The sequence below is a fragment of the Rhodococcus sp. IEGM1428 genome (assembly GCF_050321865.1).
Classification (GTDB): domain Bacteria; phylum Actinomycetota; class Actinomycetes; order Mycobacteriales; family Mycobacteriaceae; genus Rhodococcoides.
The window spans coordinates 426,752-447,324 of sequence record NZ_JBNQFW010000001.1 but is presented as its reverse complement, the minus strand read 5'-3'; the positions used below and the strand labels follow the sequence as shown (position 1 = coordinate 447,324).

The window sequence follows — 20,573 nt, the reverse complement described above, 5'->3', positions numbered from 1 at the left end:
CGCATGCATACCGACACTGTTCCCACCGCGGAGCCGATCCTCAGCACAGAGCCGACTCCGCTCGTGGAGATGAAAGACATCTCGATCACCTTCGGTGCCGTCCGAGCCCTCGACGGGGTGTCGTTGCGGCTCTTCCCCGGCGAGGTGCATTCGCTGATGGGTGAGAACGGTGCCGGTAAATCGACGTTGATCAAGGCACTGACCGGGGTCTACTCGATCGACAGCGGAACGGTCACGATCGACGGAACCGAACACGAGTTCGCGACGCCGAGCGCGGCCCAGGCTGCAGGTATCAGCACCGTCTACCAGGAAGTGAACCTACTTCCGAATCTGACTGTCGCAGAGAACATGCTCTTGGGGCGTGAGCCCCGACGCCTACCCGGAAAACTGTTGGGGGCCATCGGCGGTATCGACACGCGAGCGATGAACCGCCGTGCCAGAACGACTCTCGACCGGCTGGGGCTCGACATCGAGCCGTCGTCGGTCCTCGGTGACCATCCGATCGCCGTGCAACAGCTCGTCGCCATCGCCCGTGCAGTCGATGTCGACGCCCGCGTCCTCATCCTGGACGAGCCGACCTCGAGTCTGGACAAGGACGAGGTCGAAACCCTGTACTCCGTCATCGAACGGCTGAGGGAAGACGGAACCTCGATCGTCTTCGTGTCGCACTTTCTCGACCAGATCTACCGCATCTCCGACCGAATGACGATCCTGCGCAACGGAAAGCTCGTCTCCGAGCGCCTGGTCGCCGACACTCCGCAGTTCGAGTTGGTCGAGTTGATGATCGGTCGCGAACTGGACACCTTGCGCGAACTCGACAGCCGCGAGCCGGTGATGGTTTCCGATGAACAGACGCCCGTCGTGGAAGTGTTGGGCATCGGACGCAAGGGCGCGCTGGAAGCAACCGATCTGCGTCTGCATGCGGGACAGGTCGTCGGCATCGCCGGTCTGCTCGGGTCCGGCCGTACCGAGCTCGCTCGCCTGCTCGGCGGTGCCGACAGATCGGACTCGGGATCGATCGAAGTGCATGCAACCAAGCACCGCATTCGCAGTCCACGCCAGGCCGCCGATCAGCGCATCGCCCTCACCAGCGAGGATCGCAAGGCCGACGGTGTGGTGGCCGATCTGACGGTGGCCGACAACATGCTGCTCGCTCTGCAGGCCAAGCGTGGATGGCTTCGTCCCATCCCCCGTGCCACCCGCACCAAGCTCGTCAAGGAGTACATCTCTGCACTCGACATCAGGCCCGCCGATCCGAACGCATTGATGCGCAACCTGTCCGGTGGCAACCAACAGAAAGTGCTCCTCGCCCGCTGGCTCATCACCGAACCCGAGCTGCTGATTCTGGACGAACCGACACGCGGAATCGACATCGGTGCCAAAGCGCAGATCCAAACCCTGGTGGCCGATCTGGCCGCGCGCGGAATGTCGGTGGTGTTCATTTCCGCCGAGCTCGAAGAGATCCTGCGCCTCAGTGACCGCATCGTGGTCATGCGAGATCACCGCAAGATCGACGAACGTATCAACGACGGTGTGTCGGTCGGCGACGTGCTCGCCACCATCGCAGCCGGGGTGCGCACCGACGAACCCGTCGCGGCCGCCACTTCGACCACCGACAGGAATGTCGCATCATGACCGAAACCCTCGAACCATCGGCCGGCGCGCCTGCTCGCGCACGTGCCGCCCTCGCCCAGCCGGTCATCTGGCCGCTGCTGGCTCTGATAGCGCTGATCGTCGTCAATGTCATTGTGACACCGGATTTCCTCGACATTCGAATAGAGAACGGTGGCCTGTTCGGAAACATCGTCGATATCGCACGCAACTCCGCGCCGCTCATTCTGGTGGCCGTCGGCATGACGCTGGTGGTGGCAACCCGCGGCATCGACCTCTCCGTCGGCGCAGTGGCAGTCATCGCTGCCGCCGTGGCGTGTACCCGAATCGTCGCGGCACCGGACGAGGGTGCCACCACGACGATGATCATGGCTGTCGTCTGGGCACTGGGAACATGTCTGTTGCTGGGTCTGTGGAACGGCCTTCTGGTGTCGGTCTTCGGGATTCAACCCATCATCGCGACGCTCATTCTGATGGTCGCCGGTCGTGGCCTGGCCATGTTGATCACCGACGGAAACATCACGACAGTCAACAACCCTGCCTTCAGCAAGCTCGCGTCGGGCACGCTTCTCGGACTACCACTGGCACTGATCATTGCTCTGGTGGTCGTGGCAGCAACCGCACTGCTGACCCGTCGGACCGCACTGGGAATGCTCGTCGAAGCCGTCGGAATCAATCCGGAGGCAAGCAGATTGGCCGGTGTCCAGTCGCGGACGATCGTCTGGACGGTCTACGTGTTCGCCGCGGTGTGCAGCGGGATGGCCGGTCTGATCATTGCTGCGAACACCAACTCGGTGAACGCGAACAGTCTGGGCCAGTGGATCGAGCTCGACGCCATCCTCGCTGTCGTCATCGGCGGCACTGCTCTGACCGGTGGTCGATTCTCCATCGCCGGCACCGTCGTCGGTGCCCTGCTCATCGGCACACTCACGCGCACCATCACCAATGTCGGTATTCCCTCCGAGGCCAACTACCTGTTCAAAGCGGTCGTCATCATCGTGGTCTGCCTGCTGCAATCACCACGAGCCCGCGCATCACTGCGGACGTGGTTCCGCACCGACTCCACCAAGGCGGTACGACCGTGAGCGACCTCATGACTGCTCCCCCCACGACTACCGCGGCAGCACCGGGCTCCTCGCCCTCGACCTGGGACCGCGTGAAACGGTACTCCCCACCGTCTCGGTTTCTGCCGGTCATCGCCACATTCGCGCTGTTCGTCGGTCTGTTCGGACTCGGCGAATTCCGCTACAGCGGGTTCGCCGATCCACAGGTGTTCCTCTCACTGCTGATCGACAACTCGTTCCTCATCGTCCTCGCGGTAGGGATGACCTTTGTCATCCTCACCGGCGGAATCGATCTCTCCGTCGGGTCCGCCGTCGCACTGTCGACGATGATCGCTGCGCGCACACTGCAATTGGGCTGGCCACCACTGCTGGTCATGGCCGTGGTGTTGCTGTGCGGCGCCGTGCTCGGCACCGTCATGGGTGCCCTAATCCACTACCTGCAGATTCAGCCGTTCGTCGCCACACTCGCGGGGATGTTTCTGGCCCGGGGCCTGTGCTACATGATCGGTGTCGAATCGATCCCGATCACAGACGACACATTCTCCTCCATCGCATTCGCCGTCATCGAACTACCCGGCGGCTACACCATCACCTGGAGCGTGGTGATCGCGCTGGTCACGGTGGCGATTGCTGCATACGTGTTGGCCTGCACTCGTTTCGGACGTTCGGTCTACGGCATCGGTGGCAACGAAGCGTCCGCGCTACTGATGGGGCTCAAGGTGGCGGCCGTGAAAGTCGGCGTCTACACGATCAGCGGATTCTGCGCGGCGCTCGCCGGCCTACTGTTCTCCTTCTACGCACTGTCGGGCTACAGCCTCAACGCCGTCGGCATGGAGCTCGACGCCATCGCTGCGGTGGTGATCGGCGGAACGCTGCTCACCGGTGGTCGCGGGTACGTCCTCGGCTCGCTGGTGGGAGTCCTGATCCTCGGTGCCATCCAGACTTTCATCGCCTTCGACGGAACCCTGAGCTCGTGGTGGACGCGGATTACGATCGGAGTGCTGCTCCTGGTGTTCGTTCTCGCCCAACGTCTGCTGACGGCGAGAAAGAGGTGACCAACACAGGGATCGACGGTAAGGCACCGGTCATGACCGACGTCGCCCGATTGGCCGGGGTATCCCATCAGACGGTCTCGCGAGTCATCAACGGTCAGAACAATTTACGCCCCGAAACCCGCGACCGGGTACAGAATGCCATCGACCAACTCGGCTATCGCCCCAATCGTGCCGCCAGGGCACTGGTCACCAAACGCTCCGCGTCGATCGGAATCATCGGCTCCAAAGGCGGGTATTGGGGGCCGAGCACCACGCATCGCACCGTACAGAGCGCGGCACGTGATGCCGGATTCTCCGTCAGCGCAGTCAGTCTCGCAACCCTGACACACGACGAACTCGTCGGCGCACTGCACCACCTGCACGACCAGGGCGTCGAAGGCATCGTGTTGATCGCCGCCACCGACGACGCTGTGGCAGCGGCTCGATCCGAGGAGTCCGTCGTTCCCGTCGTGGTCGTCGAAGGTGACCCCACCACCTCGACCTGGACCGTGGGCATCGATCAGATCGGCGGCGCTCGGTTGGCCACCCGACACCTGATCGAGGCAGGTCACCAACGCATCGTGCATCTGTCCGGACCGCAGGGATGGACCGAATCCCGCGGCCGTGAACAAGGGTGGCAGGATGCGCTCGACGAGGCCGGGCTGGCGTGGACACCGGTCCTCCGCGGCGACTGGTCCGCACGCAGCGGCTACGAGAACGGGCTCCGCCTCGCCGAGGACCACACCGTCACGGCCGCATTCTGCGCCAACGACCAGATGGCCCTCGGCTTGCTGCGCGCGTTCCACGAGAGCGGCCGCCGTGTGCCCGAGGACTTCGCCGTCGTCGGATTCGACGACATCCCCGAGGCTGCTTTCCTGATCCCACCACTGACGACGGTCCGCCAGGACTTCACCGAAGTCGGCAGACGTGCGATCGACGTCCTGCGCGCGGCACTGGACAACACTGCCGCGCCCGAGGCGTCCATCGATCCTGAACTCGTCGTTCGATCGTCCAGCACCACTGCACCGAAACCGACCACAACCGTTGCACCGCAACAAGGAGAATCGCATGTCCAATGACCGCTACACGGTAGGAGTGGACTACGGCACACTCTCCGGCCGTGCCGTAGTCGTCCGTGTGTCCGATGGTGCCGAAATTGCATCTGCCGTACACGAATACCGCCACGCCGTACTCGAGGAAACCCTGCCCGGCAGCACCGTGCGACTGCCCGACGCGTGGGCTCTGCAGGTGCCGGACGACTATCGCGACGTCCTACGCCGCGCGGTCCCCGCTGCGATGGCCGCCGCGGGCATCGCGCCGGAGCAGGTGGTGGGCATCGGGATCGACTTCACCGCATGCACCATGGTGCCGACCTACGCGGACGGCACGCCGCTCAGCGAGGACCCGCGGTTCGTCGATCGCCCACACGCCTACGTCAAACTGTGGAAACACCATGCGGCGCAGGGGCAGGCCGATCGCATCAACGAACTGGCCGCCCGTCGCGGCGAGAGCTGGCTCCCCCGCTACGGCGGCTTGATCTCCTCGGAATGGGAATTCGCCAAGGCGCTGCAGATTCACGAGGAGGACGCCGAGATCTACGAGTCCATGGACCGGTGGGTCGAGGCGGCCGACTGGATCGTCTGGCAACTGTGCGGAAACTACGTGCGTAACGCCTGCACCGCGGGATACAAGGGCATCTATCAGGACGGCAAGTACCCTTCCGTCGATTTCCTGACCGAGCTCGCGCCCGGTTTCGGCGGATTCGTGGACGACAAACTCGATCAGCCGCTGGGCGAACTGGGGTCGCGGGCAGGAACATTGACCGCCGAGGCCGCGGCATGGACGGGATTGCCCGAGGGGATAGCCGTCGCGGTCGGAAACGTGGATGCGCACGTCACGGCCCCGGCCGCGGGTGCCGTCGAATCGGGCCGAATGGTCGCCATCATGGGAACCTCCACCTGCCACGTGATGAGTTCGACCGTGTTGAACGACGTTCCGGGTATGTGCGGGGTCGTCGACGGCGGCATCGTCGCAGGGTCGTATGGGTACGAGGCCGGCCAGAGTGGGGTCGGCGACATCTTCGGGTGGTTCACCCGCACCGGAGTTCCCGCGTCCTACAGCGAAGCGGCAACTGCCGCAGGCGAGTCCGTGCACGAATACCTGACGCGGCTCGCGTCGGCCCAAGAGGTAGGCGAGCACGGTCTGGTCGCGCTCGACTGGCACAGCGGTAACCGGTCGATCCTGGTCGATCACGAACTGTCCGGCCTGGTCATCGGATCGACGCTTGCGACGCGGCCCGAGGACACCTACCGCGCACTGCTCGAGGCAACGGCATTCGGCACCCGCGTCATCGTCGAGACGTTCCGCGACAGCGGCGTTCCCGTCGAGGAATTCGTCGTGGCGGGAGGGCTGGCCCGAAACCCACTGCTGATGCAGATCTACGCCGATGTGCTACGAATGCCGTTGTCCGTCATCGCTTCCGCACAGGGCCCCGCACTGGGCTCCGCCATCCACGCGGCAGTGGCCGCAGGCTGCTACCCGGACGTGCCGGTGGCGTCGAAATCGATGGGCAAGGTTCGCCGCGGTGCATTCGTTCCGGACGAGTCCCGCTCGGAGGCATACGACTCGCTGTACGAGATCTATCTGGAACTGCACGATCGCTTCGGTCGGGACGTACCGACCATGCGCCGGCTGCGATCACTGCGTCGCGCAGCCCTGACGAGGAAGCTGGAAGCGAAATGACAGTTGTCGACGATGTTCGCGAGGTCGTCGAGGAGATTCGCCAGGACGTGTGCGCATTGCATGCGGAATTGGTGCGCTACGGGTTGGTCGTGTGGACGGCGGGCAACGTATCCGCACGCGTTCCCGGGCGAGATCTCATGGTCATCAAGCCGAGCGGCGTCTCCTACGACGACCTGACGCCGGGCAACATGGTGGTGTGCGATCTGCACGGTCGAGTGGTCGAAGGAGATCACGCGCCGTCGTCGGACACCGAGGCGCAGGCATACGTCTATCGGCACCTCGACCACATCAACGGTGTGGTGCACACTCATTCGCCCTACGCGGTCGCGTGGGCCGCGCGAGGAGAACCCATTCCGGTGGTGACCACGATGTGCGCCGACGAATTCGGCGGCGACATTCCGGTTGGTCCGTTCGCCGTGATCGGTGACGACTCGATCGGACGCGGCATCGTCGACACCCTCGCCGACAGTCGGTCCCCGGCAATACTCATGCAGAACCACGGTGTCTTCGCTGTCGGCCCGTCCGCCCGATCTGCGGTGAAGGCTGCGGTCATGTGCGAGGACGTGGCCCGCTCGGCGCACCTGGCATATCAACTGGGACAACCACTTCCCATCCCCCGCTCGTCGGTCGACGCACTCTACGACCGATATCAGAACGTCTACGGCCAGCGCTGACCGGCGCCACACACTCTTTCCACGGAAGGTACATCTCCATGTCCGAAGTATGGTTTCTCACCGGCAGCCAAGCCCTCTACGGTCCCGAGACGCTCGAGCAGGTAGCGGTCCAATCACGTGAGATCGCAGACAAACTCGACGACGCACTACCGGTGTCGATCGTCTGGAGGTCGGTACTGCTCGACGCCTCGTCCATCCTGCACTGCATGCGCGAGGCCAACGCCTCCGACGACTGCATCGGCGTCGTCACCTGGATGCACACCTTCTCCCCCGCCAAGATGTGGATCGCCGGCCTGGATGCACTGGATGTTCCGCTGCTGCACCTGCACACCCAAGCCGGAATGTCGTTGCCGTGGTCCACGATCGACATGGAGTTCATGAACCTGAACCAGGCTGCACACGGCGATCGCGAGTTCGGGCACATCGAATCCAGGGTCGGTGTACTGCGGACCACCGTCGCAGGCCATGTCGACAATCCGACGGTACGGACGCGGGCGGAACAGTGGGCACGTGCGGCCCTCGGGCGGGCCGAGCTGCGGTCGCTACGGCTGGCTCGTTTCGGCGACAACATGCGCGACGTCGCCGTCACCGAGGGCGACAAGGTCGAGGCACAGCTACGCTTCGGCGTTTCCGTGAACACCTACGGCGTCAACGATCTCGTGGACGTGGTCGACAGTGTCAGCGAGGCGGCAGTCTCGGAACTCGTCGACGAGTATCGGTCGCTGTACGACATCGCCCCCAGTCTGGACAAAGACGGGGACCGTCACGACTCCCTTCGATACGGTGCACGCGTCGAAGCCGGAATGCGGCAGTTCCTGACCGACGGCGGATTCAAGGCCTTCACCACCAACTTCGAGGATCTCGGTGGGCTTCGTCAGTTGCCGGGACTCGCAGTGCAACGGCTGATGGCCGACGGTTACGGCTTCGGCGGCGAGGGCGACTGGAAGACGTCGATGTTGTTGCGCGGCATGAAGGTGATGGCCGAGGGACTGGACGGTGGCACGTCCTTCATGGAGGACTACACCTACCACCTGGTTCCCGGAGAAGAGAAGATCCTCGGCGCACACATGCTGGAGGTGTGCCCATCGATCACGACGTCGCGACCCACACTGGAAATCCATCCACTCTCGATCGGCGGACGTGAGGATCCGGTGCGGTTGCGATTCACCGCCGATCCAGGACACGGCGTCGTCGTCGGGCTGTCCGACGTCGGTGAGCGATTCCGATTGACGGCCAACGTGATCGACGTGGTCGAACCCGACGAGGCACTGCCGAAGCTGCCGGTGGCGTGTGCAGTGTGGGAACCGCAGCCGTCACTGTCGGTATCGGCAGAATCGTGGTTGACAGCCGGCGCTCCCCACCACACTGTCATGAGCACGGCCATCGGTCTGCCTGTGCTGGAGGCATTCTCGGACATGATCGGTGTCGAACTGCTCGCGATCGACTCCACCACCACGACGCGTGGGTTCCAGCAGACTTTGCGATGGAACGCGGCTTATCATCGACTGGCTGCGAGGTTGTGAGCCGACTCGACTGCCGATCAACCGTGTCGTCGGCGGTATTCCTGCTGCGCCCCGGGATGCAGGGGAATGCTGCCGGTCATGACGAGCGAGCGGGCGTCGAGGAATTGACTGCCGACCGCCTGCCCCGGAACCAGCGCGGACGATCGATCCAGCAGCACGCCCACCAGTTTCGAGACAACACCGTCCGGCACTTCGGGGTGCGCCAGTAGCACGTTCGGAATCCCGACGGTCGTCACCTCGGGGTGCTCGCCGTACACGTTCGCCGGAACGAGCACCGCCTCGTAGGCAGTACCGAATTCGCGGCGCAGATCAGCGACGACGGCTCCCAGATCGAGCAAGCGGATCGCGGTTCGAGGCGCGGCGAACGCCGGGGTCGGCAATCCACCCGCCCACATCACTGCGTCGATCTCGTTGTCGGCCAGTGCATCTGCCGCCGCGCTCATCGGCAACTGCACCTGTTCGACCGCAGCCGATCCGGATACACCCACCGCGTCGAGGACACGTTGCGACACCATGGTCGCACCGGACCCCTCGGCTCCGATACTCACCCGGCGATCCCGCAGATCCCCTGCGGTCCGGATGGCGGAGTCCGCTCGTACCGCGACCTGAAAGTAGTTCTCGTACACGCATCCGACCGCCGCGAGATCTGCACTCGGATGGCTGTACGCCGCGTCGATGAGAGTCAGCGCCAACTGGGCCCGTCCGGTACCGAGGGCTTCGAGGTTGTCGATCGAGCCGGCCGACGTCAGGGGAACGATATCCGCTGCACCGGTGTCTGCGGCACCGTCGGCCAGCAAGCCTGCAAACTCCCAGAAGAAGCCGCCGATCTCACCGGCGGCGAGACGCAACCGAGGCGGCGGGTCCGATGCGCAGGCTTCCGTCGCAGCTGCGACCGAAGCGACGACAGCGGCCCGCAGCGCTGTCCTTCGAGAGAACAACGCTGCGGGCCGGAACATGTCACTCACTGTAAGACGCCACAGGTCACTCGAATGCGCGTCCCTGCTCGCGATCGAGCACGGTCTCGGTCTTGTTCCGCAGAACGAAGATGTACACCAGAAGGGAAACGGCGATGACGATCGTCACGTACAGGATGAACCAGCCGACGTGCCCGCCGTTCTTCGCGGCCTGGTAGATCAACGGAGCCGTACCGCCGAAGGCAGAGTTCGCGAGCGCGTATCCCAAACCGACGCCGAGTGCACGAATGTGCGAGGGGAACAGTTCGGCTTTGACGATCGCATTGATCGAGGTGTAACCGGTGAGAATGACGTAGCCCACGCAGACCAGCGCCAAGGACTGCACCACCGACGTGGCCGACGGCAGATACGTGATGAGCACATAGGTGTACAGCACCCCACCGACGCCGAAGAAGACGAGCAGCGGCTTGCGACCGACCTTGTCGCTGATCAACCCGCCGATGGGCTGCAACAGCATGAGGAAAACCAGCCCGAACAGGTTGATCCACGTTCCGGTCATTCCGCGGTCCTCGTACGCCGCCTTGATCATCGAGGGTGCGTTGACGCTGTAGGTGTAGAACGCGATGGTGCCACCAGCGGTCACCATGAAGCAGATCAACAGCGCGCGCCAATGCTTGGTGACAAGTTCTTTCATGGATCCCGAGGATTGATCGGCTCCGCTGCGCACGGCCTCGAGCTGATCCTTGGTCAGCGACTCGTCCATGCTGCGGCGCAGCCAGAAGACGACCACTGCGGCGACGCCACCGATGAAGAACGCGATCCGCCAACCGAAGTCCTCGATCTGTTCCCGCTCGAAGAAGACCTGCATCAGCAACAGCGTCACCTGCGCCAGAACGTGTCCGCCGATCAGCGTGACGTACTGGAACGAGGAGAAGAAACCGCGACGCTCACGGGTGGCGGCCTCGGACATGTAGGTGGCCGACGCTCCGTACTCACCACCGGTGGCGAAGCCCTGCACCAGACGGCACAGGATGAGGATGACGGCGGCCCAGACGCCGATGCTCTCCCGCCCGGGGGTGAACGCGATGACCATCGAGCAGGCCGCCATCATCGAAACACTGAACGTCAACGCGGCACGACGGCCTCTTCGGTCTGCGTAGCGTCCGAAGAACCACGAACCGACCGGACGCATCAGGAAGGTGACCGCAAAGATGCCGTAGACGTAGATCGTCGAGTTCTTGTCTGCCGAGTCGAAGAACTGATTCTCGAAATAGGTCGCGAAGACGGTGTAGACGTAGACGTCGTACCACTCGACGAGGTTGCCCGACGACCCGCGCAACGTGTTGTACACGGCGCGACGGGTGGCGGCGGGAGACGAGATGGGTGGGGTCGATCCCGGCGAACCGGTGATCGAAGTGGCCTCGTTGGCCATGCTCTGGTCCTTCCACATTCAGCGTGCGGTGGGCTGCCGGCTGGCAGTCGGCAACCGAAGTCCCCCTACTGTGACGGCAAGCACAGCGCGAAACCAAGCTGTTTCACGATTCCTAACACTCCCTTAGGAAACGACCCTCGGTAGCCGAATCTCGACGCGCAGTCCCGACGGTCGACGTGCCTCGACCCGGATGGATCCGCCCGCTCGCTCGGCGAGCGCGTGGACGATGGACAGACCGAGGCCGGTTCCGTCTCCGCGAGCAGTCGACGCCCGAAAGAATCGATCGGCGACCTTCGGCAGCTCGTCGACAGGCACGCCGGGCCCGGTATCGGACACCCACATCGTGATGTCCGTGTCCGATGTCCGACGCCCGATCTCGATGTCCGAACCGGCCCCTGCGTACTTGGTTGCATTGCTCAAGAGGGCGTCGAAGATTCGAGTCAGGTCGTCCCCGGGCATCGCCACTCGGCCGTCCTCCTCGGAGTCCCACGTCGTGACGTGGACACTCATTCCTGCCGAAATTACTGCACTCGACCAGAACTCCACCCGATCCGCAATGACAGCGCCCGAGTCGCACCCCGTCGATCGGGTGCTGGACGGGGTTTCGGCGGCCGCGAGAACGAGCAGGTCTTCGACGACGGCACTGAGGCGGTCGACCTCGAGGGTGGTCCGACGGTGCGCTTCGGTTGCCGACTCGGGTACGCGCATCCCGAGCACATCGTTTCGGATTCTCAACGCAGCCAACGGGTTACGGAGCGCATGAGCAGTATCTGCCACCAACCTGCGCTGCGCAGCGGTGGCTGCCTCGACATCGTCGGCCATGGCGTCGAACGCGCGAGACAGTTCTCGAACTTCCGGCGGCCCGTCGTAGGCGGCCGGCTCGGTCGTCGGAACCTCGTCGATCGGTAGCTGATCGTGGAACTTTCCGCCGAACGAATGGACTCGCGAGGACAATGCGGTCAACGGTCGAACCACCCAGCGAGACAACGCAACAGCGATCACCGCCACCGTTGCGAGAATCAGTAGAGCTCCGCCGGCGATCACCATCCAGGCAGTACCGACATCCCGACGGGCGGAGGTAGTGGACGCTTCGAGGACCACCGCGCCGTCCACCTGAGTTCCCCCGCCGACCGGGGCAGTGATCAACGCCGTCGACTGCGACCACGGCGACAGACTCGACGGTAGGTCACCCCGCTGATTTCGCAACGCTCCCGCGATGGCCTGCTGGACGTCGGCGCGTTCGAAGTCCAGACCGGACAGTGCACGCGCCTGACCGTTGCGGTCGACGACGGCAATTCCCTCGTCGTACAAATTGCTGTAACGCTCGACAGACTCCTGAAGGCGAGGGATCCCGGATCGGTCCTCTCGCGAACCCAGATCGGCGAAAAACGTTGCAGCGGCTGTCCTGTTCTCGGTGAATCTCTGGGCCCGCTCTCTGCCCACCAATACTGCCAACGGCGCTGCCAACGCCAGCACCACGACAGTGGAGTAGATCATCAGCACCATCAGTACACGCAGGCGCACGTCAGCTGTCCCAGCGATAGCCGAAGCCGCGGATGGTGACGATGGTTCCCGGCCGATCGAGCTTGGATCGCAAGGCCGTCATGTGCACATCCAGCGTCCGCGAAATCGCAACGTACGCATCGCCCCAGATGGCATCCATCAACTGCTCCCTGCTGACTGCTTCGCCCCGTCGCGTCACGAGATGAGCCAGGAGGTCGAACTCCTTGGTCGTCAGCGAAACTTCACGCCCGTCGATTTCGACACCTCGACCGACGAGATCGACGGCGATGTCGCCGAGAACCAACCGGTCTTCGGCGGTGTCGTTCGTCGCGCTCCGACGACGCGCGGCCACTTCCAATCTGGCGTGCAGTTCACCCAACCGAGCGGGTTTCACGACGTAGTCGTCCGCACCGCCCCGCAGAGCACGAACCACCGAGCGTTCGTCGTCCCGTGCAGTCAACACCACCACCGGGACCGAACTCAGAGTCCGTAGTTTGCGCAGAACGTCGAGGCCGTCCATGTCGGGCAGCCCGAGATCGAGCAGAACGACATCCATCTCGTGATAGCCGAGCAACAGGTCGGCACCACGACGCATTCGAACAGGTGCGTGCCCCACCTCGGTCAGCGCGTCGACCAACGCGTCACCGACCCCGTCGTCGTCTTCCACCACTGCAATACGCATCGAGATCAAGATAGGCCACCATCAGGGTTGGACGAACGTCACCGGCGTATCTCGCCCGGCCGTGAAGCCGCATATCGTCAGCGGAATCATGACCACGAGCAGTGCGAGTACGGGTGCCGTCCACGAACCGGTCGAGCTGTGCAACGCGCCTGCCGCGACGGGTCCCGCTGCGGCCACGAGGTAGCCGATGGACTGGGCCATCGTCGACAGGCTCGTTGCTGTCGCTGTGTTCGGGGCTCGAAGATTGATCATCGTCAGGGCAAGCGAAAGTTGGCCTCCCTGACCGAGTCCGAGCAGGATTGCCCACACCACCGCCAGCTCGACGCCGCCTGCGAGGACGCCGATCAGTCCCGCGACGGACAGCGCGACGACAGCGATTGCGAGCGCACTCTGTCGACGGAAGCGGGCGGCGAGGATGGGGACGGTCAGTGCTGTGGCGATGCTCGACACCGACAGTGCAGTCAGCAACAGTCCCGCATTCTCGGCACTGAGCCCGCGATCCCGGTAGATCGTGGGGAGCCACGCAATCATCGAATAGGCCAGCAGCGATTGCAGTCCCATGAATCCAGTGACGGCCCAGGCAACAGGTGACCGCAGAACAGCGGTCTGCCACTTGGGCGCAGATCGGTCCGTTGAGGTCGTCGTGCAGTCGACGTGGCGATACCGTCGTGCGAGAAGTGCCATGGCCACCACCGCGAGGGCGGACGGTATTGCCCAGGCCATCAGCGTCGTTCGCCAGTTGTGGAACACGAATGTGTCGAACGGGACGGTCGCACCCGAGGCGATGCCGGCGCTGGCGCTGACCAATGCGGTGAACAGGCCCGTCGTCAATCCGATCCGGTGCGGAAAGAGCAGGCGAATCAAGATGGGCCCGAGAACATTTGCGACAGCGATACCTATCCCTGCGAGCAGAGTTCCGAACACGAGCGCCGGCCACCACGGCGCTCCCCGCAGTACTGTCCCAACGAAAATCAGTATCAGACATCCGGTCAGCACGACGGGCACGGTCCATCGCCGAGCCGCCCGAGTAGCCGCGACGGCAAACACACCGAGGCACACGACCGGTCCTGTGGTCAGCAGCGCGGCCGAACCGGAACCGAGCCCATACGCCTGCCGAATCTCGGTCAGCATGGCAGACGCGCTCCCGAACACCACGCGAAGATCGATGCCCAACAGAACGATTGCCGCCACAGCTGCACCCGGCCCCACGACGGACAGAGCGGTCGAACCGTGAACTTTCCGGCTGCCCGACGGTTGTTCCGAGCCGATATCGGTCACCGCTGCTCCCATCCCTCGATTGCTGTGGCCAGGATCGACCATCGCAGGCGGGAGTCGACAAATCAACCCTGGAGGCAACACCCGTAACCCAACAGGCAATACCTGCCGGTCGATGTGAGTACGATTCCTGCCATGCCAGACCATCCGAGTGACGAGAACTGGATCGGACGCAGAATCGCGAGTCTCCGCCGCGAACGGGGCTGGACCCTGGCCGCCCTCGGGGAGCGTGTGGGCCTGTCCGCCACGCAGCTCTCACGAATCGAATCAGGGAGTCGGCAGTCGTCGGTGGGCACACTGATCGAACTTGCGCGCGTCTTCCAGGTGACGTTGAGTGAACTCGTTGCCGAGGAGCCGACCCTCTCGTTTCACCTGGTGAGAGCCGGGGAGCAGCGTCGCCACGGTTCTGCCAACGGAGCGATGACTCCCCTGTCCGGCAACTACCCCGGTATCGATGCCGTCCTGTTGACCATCCCGCCCGCCTCGGATGCCCCGGTTGCCCACCACGCCGGCGAGGAATGGCTCTACGTACTGGACGGCTCGGTGGAGGTCACCATCGGAAACGATGGTGTTCGACTCGAAACCGGAGATGCGCTGCACTTCCCGTCGCTCAACGCTCACTCGGTCCGCGCACTCGGCGACGAACCCGCGCGTGCACTGCTGGTGTCCACCACCTCGCGCACCCACTGACGTCATGCGACGAAGAGCCGCCACCGCAGCTCCGCTCGAACCCCGGGACAGTAAGGTCGAGGAATGACTGTGCGAGCGGGTGTAGTGGTCACAGGAACCGAAGTGCTGGCCGGTCGGGTTGCCGACCGAAACGGCCCGTGGGTAGCCCAGCAACTCCTCGAGCTGGGCGTCGACGTCGCACACATCACGATCTGTGGCGACCGACCCGATGACCTGACGGCACAACTGCGATTTCTCGCGGATCAGCGCGTCGATCTGATCGTCACCACCGGAGGCCTCGGTCCGACCGCCGACGATCTCACGGTGGCGACAGTCGCTGCGTTGTACGGCCGAGAAATGCACCTCGACGTTCAACTCGAGAAGCGAATTTCCGAGATCGTCGAGCGTTGGCGCGGCCGGCTCAGCTCCGCGGTCGACTCCGAGCCGCTGAAGGCGGGAATTCGCAAGCAAGCCATGGTTCCCGAAGGCGCGCAATCTATTTCACCAACCGGAACTGCGCCTGGCGTGGCGATATCAGCGAACGATTCCGGGACGCTTCCCGCGGTGTTGATCTTGCCCGGCCCTCCTCGCGAGCTACAAGCGATGTGGACGGAGGCTCTCGCGTGCGCGCCCATAGCCCAGGTCTTGTCTCGGCGCGCGCAGATCCGCCAGGACACCATTCGCGCATACAGGCTGTCCGAAGCCGATCTCGCCGCAACATTGCGGACGGCAGAACGTGCCATCCCAGGATTCGACGCTCTCGAGATCACCACGTGCTTGAGTCTCGGAGAGCTGGAGATGGTGACCCGTTACGCGGAGTCGGCAGCAACCGCGTACTCCGACCTCGTCGGCCTCATCGACGAACACCATGGTGCACAAGTGTTCTCGACCGACGGATCCACCATCGACGACATCGTGGCCGACCGACTGACCGGCCGAACAATCGCCACTGCGGAATCCTGCACCGGAGGTATGATCGCGGCCCGGCTCACAGACCGCGCAGGCTCGTCGGCGTATGTGATCGGCGCTGTGGTGTCGTACGCGAACGAAGCGAAGATCGGCCTACTCGACGTTCCCGCCGAGACCATCGAACAGCACGGAGCCGTCAGCGAACCGGTCGCGGCTCTGATGGCAGAGGGCGCACGGACCCGACTGGGCGTCGACATCGCCGTATCCACCAGCGGAATCGCAGGACCGGGCGGCGGCACGGAGCTCAAACCGGTCGGCACCGTCTGCTTCGCCATTGCCGCTGTCGGCCGACCGACCTCGACCCGCACGCTTCATCTCCCCGGCGACCGGGCAAGTGTGCGTGCGCTGTCCACCACAGCAGCGATGCACATGCTCGCCGACGCGTTGAAGCCTGACCGGGTGTAGTTCTGTGTCCAGCGGGGCATTCCCAGGAGGTCCTGATACCGGCGACCGGTCGCCTCGACCACTAGGAGATTCCATGACGATGCCCAGCGATGCAAGCGAAGCAGTACCGTCCCACGGCAGCAATGACGGTCCGCGTGACCACACCGCCGAGACAGATGCAGTCGAAGGCGCGCACGTGGACGAAGAGAACGTGCCGCATCCTCCGACCGACGAGGTTCCTCAGAACTGAGCGGTCGCCCGAGGGCTACCGAGTGGTCGAGTAGTGGCGTCCGAAGGTGACGGTGTGTACCTATGCGGACAACGATCGAACGAGCTCGGTTTCGTCGACACGGGTGCTGTGTCCGTCACGGATCACCGCTTCGCCGTCGACCCAGACGGTATCGACGATCTGACGTGTTCCCGTCGTCAACAACGACGCACCGGGATCGCGTACCGGCAGGCATGCGAAGTCACGCTCGAACCGAACCATTGTCAGATCTGCTACGTCTCCGACCGAGATTCCGCCCGATCGCGCGTGCAGTCCCAACGCCGAGTTCGCCCCGCCCACAGCCATGTTCACCATCTCGTCGAATCCGAAGAGATCCGCCTTCTTGTTGACGGCCCGCTGCACATAAGCGCCGATCCGCAGAGTCTCCAGCATGTCCTGGGTGTCGTTGCTGGCGGCACCGTCCACTCCGAGCCCGACATGCAGCCCTGCGGCGAGCATGTCGGGTACTGCGGCGACGCCCGAGCCCAGGCGCATATTGCTGAGCGGGTTGTAGGAGACCCCGACGCCACGCTGAGCCAACACCGTGCGCCCGTATGCGTCCAATTCGACACAGTGGACGGCCAGGACCCGATCCCACAGAAACCCGTGCCGATCGAGATAATCGACGGCACCGAGTCCGGCGCGTTCACGGCACATGGCGTCGTCCGTCTGCGTTTCCAACAGGTGAATCATCACCGTCATCTCGCGTGTGTGAGCGAACTCGCGAACCGCCGCCATACCGTCGGGCGTCAGGGAACGGGGGTTGGGCACGGCGATCGCGGGCGTAATACGTGTTCCCGCCGTTGCTTTCGTGAGTTCGTCGATGTGATCGAGAACGTCGTGCAGTGGCTGCATCAACCGCGGATCGAAACCCCAGCGCCGAGTAGGGTCCGCTCGATCGGCGGTTCCGCGGCCGAGAATCGCCCGAATACCGGTGTCGCGCAAACCCTTCATCACCGCATCGTGGACCGCAGTCGATGGGTGCGGCCACATGTGTTCGACCAGTGTCGTGGTGCCACTGCGTAGCGCTTCGAGGGATGCGGCCACGGTGGCCGTGTACGCCCGCTCGGGGGTGATTGCCACCGAATCCTCCGCCACCGCCAACAACCACTCGAGCAACGGAATGCCCTCCGCAATCCCACGCATCAACGACTGCTGCATATGCGTGTGCGTATTGACGAAGCCGGGAATCAGATAGCCGCCGGCTCCATCGATGCCCACGGCGTTCGACGAAGCCGCGTCGCGGATGTCGGTGACCGTACCGCCACCGACCACGACGTCGCGGTGTGGCAGCCACTGCCCGCCCGAGTAGACCGTGACGTCGTGGATCAGTGTGTCGTGCACAGGATTTGTCCCTTCGATGACGCTCGGTCGACGCTCAGCGGGCGAAGTTGGCGTTGATGCGTTGGTAGAGATAGTCCTCGGCGGTGATCGGCGCATACTTGCCCGACGGACCTTCGATGACGGCGTCACGATTGGCCTGAGCGAAGAAAGCCAGGCTGTACCGAGCACCCTGATACTCGTCGGGCCCGGGGTTCTTCACCCGGTGGAAGTTGGACGGCAGCAGGTCGTCGCTCCACCGCATCAGCATGTCGCCGATATTGCAGGTGATCGCATCATCCGACGGTTCGATCGGCGTCCACTCCTGCGCATCCATCTCGCGTCCCGGACACACTTGAAGTCCACCTTGCCCGTTGCGCTGAAAAAGCAGAGTGAGACAGTCGAAGTCGGTGTGAGCTCCTGCGCGCCAGGTGTCGGCCTGCTCGCCCATCGCAAAGTAGTGCAACATCCGAAGCGTGCTCTGATAGTTCTGCGACGACGGGTCGTGGGCCCTGGTGAAGAATTCTCGATCGAATCCCAATTTCGACGCGAAGCACGAGAGCAATTTCATGGCCAGCTCCCAGCACTTCGCCTCGAACGACAAAATGGTCTCTCGGAAACCAGCGAGCTCGGACTCGGACGGCCACAGAGATTCCATGTGTGGTCGTGTCACCTGATAGGACTCTTTCTGATCGGGTGTGCCGATGGACGGCCGGACCTGGGATTTGTACTCCCAGCCGGAGTTGACGCCCTTCTTCAGCGGATACTGCGTCTTGACTGCCTCCGGTAAGGCGAAGAACGCTTCGGCCGCCTCGAAGGCGCGGCGCACCTCGTCGAGGTCTATCCCATGCTCGACCACCTGGAAGAAGCCGATGTCCGTGGCCGCGGACCACAACGCCTCGGTGATGTCGTCGCGACGAGCATCGAAGTCGGACAGATCGATTCGTCTGATCTCGCGGGTCGTCGTCTCGGTCCCGACGCCGCCCATCCGGCTTTCGCGGTCCAGTTCGGTCAGGTCGTAGTTCATTGTGATCGATTCTCCTATGAGTTGGGCAGTTCTTGTCGGGTGAAGCGCCGTCAGCCGATCCCGATGGCCGAGTCGGTGAAGCGGTTGGTGAACAGCTGCTCGGCAGTCAGATCGGCCGGAAGCTGCGCGCCTCCGGCGGTGAGAACCGGACCGAGCTCGGTGAGATTGCTCTGCGTGCGAACCGGGTCGTATGTCCCGACGGAACCGTCGGCTTCATCGGCGATCAGCCCCTGGTCTTTCAGCAGCGTCGAGCTGAACGCGGCCTCGCCTTCGGTGTACGGGGTGAACGAGGTGTCCTGCGACACGATGTCGACGATCACGGAATTGGTGGCATCGGGTGAGGTGATGTAGTCCGCGGTTGCCTGCTGAACGATCGGAACCAGCTTGTCGAGGCAGGGCGACAGAGCCTCCAGCCTGTCGGCCCGAACCGAAACGTTGGATGCGTAGATCTCGAATCCTGTGTCCTTCACCAGTTGGTACGAGACGGGCTTGGACCACGCCGGGGTGTCCGATTCGTAGGTGTACGGCTCGGAGTTGGCAAATCCTTGCTGGGCGATCTCAGGGTCACCGACGAAACGAGCCGGGGCACCGTCGTATCCGGTGTCGAGTTGAGAAGATTTCAGCAGCCCCTTGTCGACGAGCCATTGCGGAAAGATCTGTTCCTTGGACACCACGACGGTGGCGTCGGACTTGCCGATGTCCTCGATCGAGGTCCAGTCCGGATGACTCTCCGGATCCCACATCAGAATTGCGGGACTGTACTTCAACAGTGGAGTCACACCGACCACCGGCTGATCTGCAGCCGCGGCAATGACCTGGTCCCCGTGCACGATTCCGAGGTCTATCGAATCGTCCACGTACATCTGTGAAGTCACCGACTGAAAACCGATGGCCGGCCCGCCCGCCCGGAGCGTGATGTCGACTCCGGTGTCCTTGCCCTCCGCGACGAGGGGGCCGGTGACCGACTTCTCGTCGGAGTCGACGGTATATCCCGGACCGAGCATCTCGAACAGTGCGCCCATGTCGGATTGGGGCTGCCACTGCAACTGAACAGTCACCGCGGAAGGACATACGCCGGACAGGCTCTCCTCGGCCGCAACGGGTTCGATCGACGCGACGGCAGTGGGGTCAGCCTCGTCGGCGCTGCAGGCACTCGCGGTGATCGCGACGGCCAGCACTACCGCTGCGCCGACGAAGTGGTTCTTCTTGACCATGGCAAGCAACTCTCTACTGAAGGAAATTACGGGAGACGGTGCGCGAAGCCGCTATTCGACGCCCAGGGCGGTCAACGACTGACGACAGTGTGCATGGAATCAGATTGCATGTAAAGCTGAACGGCACTTCAGCCGCACGAATCATGCCCATTGCTCAGCAAATTCCAGCTCGAGAGTGCTGAAGTGCCACGTTCGTGATATGAACTTAACGAACCGCAACGTCACTGCAATGCATGTAATTCATGCTACAAATCAAGCAATTACATGC

The 20,573-nt window shown here is 63.5% G+C and carries 18 protein-coding genes; 10 read left to right on the top strand and 8 right to left on the bottom strand.

Features of this window, described 5'->3' with window-relative positions; genetic code table 11:
• Positions 1–3: 3 nt before the first annotated feature.
• From ACQR3T_RS02230 to araA, 7 genes are read left to right on the top strand one after another with little or no spacing between them, the layout of a single operon-like run.
• Positions 4–1,635, top strand: coding sequence for a sugar ABC transporter ATP-binding protein (locus ACQR3T_RS02230; protein WP_428692416.1), 1,632 nt, complete (start codon positions 4–6; stop codon positions 1,633–1,635).
• Entirely contained in the window at positions 1,632–2,696 is a 1,065-nt protein-coding gene (locus ACQR3T_RS02225; protein WP_428692415.1) for an ABC transporter permease, read from the top strand. Before ACQR3T_RS02230 ends, ACQR3T_RS02225 begins: the two co-directional genes overlap by 4 nt.
• The gene (gene yjfF / locus ACQR3T_RS02220) at positions 2,693–3,730 is read left to right on the top strand and encodes a galactofuranose ABC transporter, permease protein YjfF (protein WP_428692414.1); all 1,038 of its coding nucleotides are present in this window, start codon (positions 2,693–2,695) and stop codon (positions 3,728–3,730) included. The genes ACQR3T_RS02225 and yjfF overlap by 4 nt, the downstream gene beginning before the upstream one ends.
• A complete protein-coding gene (locus tag ACQR3T_RS02215) occupies positions 3,727–4,788 on the top strand; it encodes a LacI family DNA-binding transcriptional regulator (protein WP_230594525.1) in 1,062 nt (353 codons plus the stop codon). The genes yjfF and ACQR3T_RS02215 overlap by 4 nt, the downstream gene beginning before the upstream one ends.
• Entirely contained in the window at positions 4,778–6,451 is a 1,674-nt protein-coding gene (gene araB / locus ACQR3T_RS02210; protein WP_428692413.1) for a ribulokinase, read from the top strand. The genes ACQR3T_RS02215 and araB overlap by 11 nt, the downstream gene beginning before the upstream one ends.
• Positions 6,448–7,125: an L-ribulose-5-phosphate 4-epimerase gene (locus ACQR3T_RS02205; protein WP_428692412.1), complete on the top strand. Its 678-nt coding sequence runs from the start codon at positions 6,448–6,450 to the stop codon at positions 7,123–7,125. Before araB ends, ACQR3T_RS02205 begins: the two co-directional genes overlap by 4 nt.
• A gap of 38 nt (positions 7,126–7,163) precedes the next feature.
• Positions 7,164–8,648: an L-arabinose isomerase gene (gene araA, locus ACQR3T_RS02200; RefSeq protein WP_428692411.1), complete on the top strand. Its 1,485-nt coding sequence runs from the start codon at positions 7,164–7,166 to the stop codon at positions 8,646–8,648.
• Between the two features lie 17 nt (positions 8,649–8,665).
• On the opposite strand, the gene ACQR3T_RS02195 is transcribed toward araA, so the two are convergent.
• The 5 genes from ACQR3T_RS02195 to ACQR3T_RS02175 form a co-directional block, all read right to left on the bottom strand.
• Positions 8,666–9,604 carry a TAXI family TRAP transporter solute-binding subunit gene (locus tag ACQR3T_RS02195; protein ID WP_428692410.1) on the bottom strand — a complete coding sequence of 313 codons (939 nt, stop codon included), beginning with the start codon at positions 9,602–9,604 and terminating at the stop codon, positions 8,666–8,668.
• A 25-nt stretch (positions 9,605–9,629) separates the two neighbouring features.
• Positions 9,630–10,994 (bottom strand): MFS transporter, encoded by a 1,365-nt coding sequence (locus tag ACQR3T_RS02190; RefSeq protein ID WP_032378247.1) that lies wholly within the window; start codon positions 10,992–10,994, stop codon positions 9,630–9,632.
• Between the two features lie 123 nt (positions 10,995–11,117).
• Positions 11,118–12,518 (bottom strand): sensor histidine kinase, encoded by a 1,401-nt coding sequence (locus ACQR3T_RS02185; protein WP_230594526.1) that lies wholly within the window; start codon positions 12,516–12,518, stop codon positions 11,118–11,120.
• A gap of 1 nt (position 12,519) precedes the next feature.
• Positions 12,520–13,179, bottom strand: a complete 660-nt coding sequence (locus tag ACQR3T_RS02180) for a response regulator transcription factor (RefSeq protein ID WP_032377186.1) — start codon at positions 13,177–13,179, stop codon at positions 12,520–12,522.
• 21 nt (positions 13,180–13,200) lie between these two features.
• On the bottom strand, positions 13,201–14,457 hold the full coding sequence (locus tag ACQR3T_RS02175; protein WP_428692409.1) for an MFS transporter: 1,257 nt from the start codon (positions 14,455–14,457) through the stop codon (positions 13,201–13,203).
• Between the two features lie 132 nt (positions 14,458–14,589).
• Here ACQR3T_RS02175 and ACQR3T_RS02170 point away from each other — a divergent pair, with 132 nt between their 5' ends.
• The 3 genes from ACQR3T_RS02170 (at position 14,590) to ACQR3T_RS02160 (ending at position 16,726) form a co-directional block, all read left to right on the top strand.
• Positions 14,590–15,144 (top strand): helix-turn-helix domain-containing protein, encoded by a 555-nt coding sequence (locus tag ACQR3T_RS02170; RefSeq protein ID WP_428692408.1) that lies wholly within the window; start codon positions 14,590–14,592, stop codon positions 15,142–15,144.
• 63 nt (positions 15,145–15,207) lie between these two features.
• Positions 15,208–16,497 (top strand): competence/damage-inducible protein A, encoded by a 1,290-nt coding sequence (locus ACQR3T_RS02165; protein WP_428692407.1) that lies wholly within the window; start codon positions 15,208–15,210, stop codon positions 16,495–16,497.
• A gap of 73 nt (positions 16,498–16,570) precedes the next feature.
• Complete coding sequence (locus tag ACQR3T_RS02160; protein ID WP_428692406.1) at positions 16,571–16,726, top strand: hypothetical protein; 156 nt, start codon at positions 16,571–16,573, stop codon at positions 16,724–16,726.
• 60 nt (positions 16,727–16,786) lie between these two features.
• On the opposite strand, the gene ACQR3T_RS02155 is transcribed toward ACQR3T_RS02160, so the two are convergent.
• From ACQR3T_RS02155 to ACQR3T_RS02145, 3 genes are read right to left on the bottom strand one after another with little or no spacing between them, the layout of a single operon-like run.
• Entirely contained in the window at positions 16,787–18,088 is a 1,302-nt protein-coding gene (locus ACQR3T_RS02155; protein ID WP_428692405.1) for an amidohydrolase family protein, read from the bottom strand.
• Between the two features lie 34 nt (positions 18,089–18,122).
• Positions 18,123–19,091 (bottom strand): isopenicillin N synthase family dioxygenase, encoded by a 969-nt coding sequence (locus ACQR3T_RS02150; RefSeq protein WP_428692404.1) that lies wholly within the window; start codon positions 19,089–19,091, stop codon positions 18,123–18,125.
• A 50-nt stretch (positions 19,092–19,141) separates the two neighbouring features.
• Complete coding sequence (locus ACQR3T_RS02145; RefSeq protein WP_428692403.1) at positions 19,142–20,305, bottom strand: ABC transporter substrate-binding protein; 1,164 nt, start codon at positions 20,303–20,305, stop codon at positions 19,142–19,144.
• Positions 20,306–20,573: the final 268 nt, after the last annotated feature.

Coding starts and splice junctions, on each gene's coding strand:
- ACQR3T_RS02230 (WP_428692416.1), top strand. CDS start 4: ATGCATACCGACACTGTTCCCACCGCGGAGCCGATCCTCAGCACAGAG.
- ACQR3T_RS02225 (WP_428692415.1), top strand. CDS start 1,632: ATGACCGAAACCCTCGAACCATCGGCCGGCGCGCCTGCTCGCGCACGT.
- araB (WP_428692413.1), top strand. CDS start 4,778: ATGTCCAATGACCGCTACACGGTAGGAGTGGACTACGGCACACTCTCC.
- ACQR3T_RS02205 (WP_428692412.1), top strand. CDS start 6,448: ATGACAGTTGTCGACGATGTTCGCGAGGTCGTCGAGGAGATTCGCCAG.
- araA (WP_428692411.1), top strand. CDS start 7,164: ATGTCCGAAGTATGGTTTCTCACCGGCAGCCAAGCCCTCTACGGTCCC.
- ACQR3T_RS02195 (WP_428692410.1), bottom strand. CDS start 9,604: ATGTTCCGGCCCGCAGCGTTGTTCTCTCGAAGGACAGCGCTGCGGGCC.
- ACQR3T_RS02190 (WP_032378247.1), bottom strand. CDS start 10,994: ATGGCCAACGAGGCCACTTCGATCACCGGTTCGCCGGGATCGACCCCA.
- ACQR3T_RS02180 (WP_032377186.1), bottom strand. CDS start 13,179: ATGCGTATTGCAGTGGTGGAAGACGACGACGGGGTCGGTGACGCGTTG.
- ACQR3T_RS02170 (WP_428692408.1), top strand. CDS start 14,590: ATGCCAGACCATCCGAGTGACGAGAACTGGATCGGACGCAGAATCGCG.
- ACQR3T_RS02165 (WP_428692407.1), top strand. CDS start 15,208: ATGACTGTGCGAGCGGGTGTAGTGGTCACAGGAACCGAAGTGCTGGCC.
- ACQR3T_RS02160 (WP_428692406.1), top strand. CDS start 16,571: ATGACGATGCCCAGCGATGCAAGCGAAGCAGTACCGTCCCACGGCAGC.
- ACQR3T_RS02150 (WP_428692404.1), bottom strand. CDS start 19,091: ATGAACTACGACCTGACCGAACTGGACCGCGAAAGCCGGATGGGCGGC.
- ACQR3T_RS02145 (WP_428692403.1), bottom strand. CDS start 20,305: ATGGTCAAGAAGAACCACTTCGTCGGCGCAGCGGTAGTGCTGGCCGTC.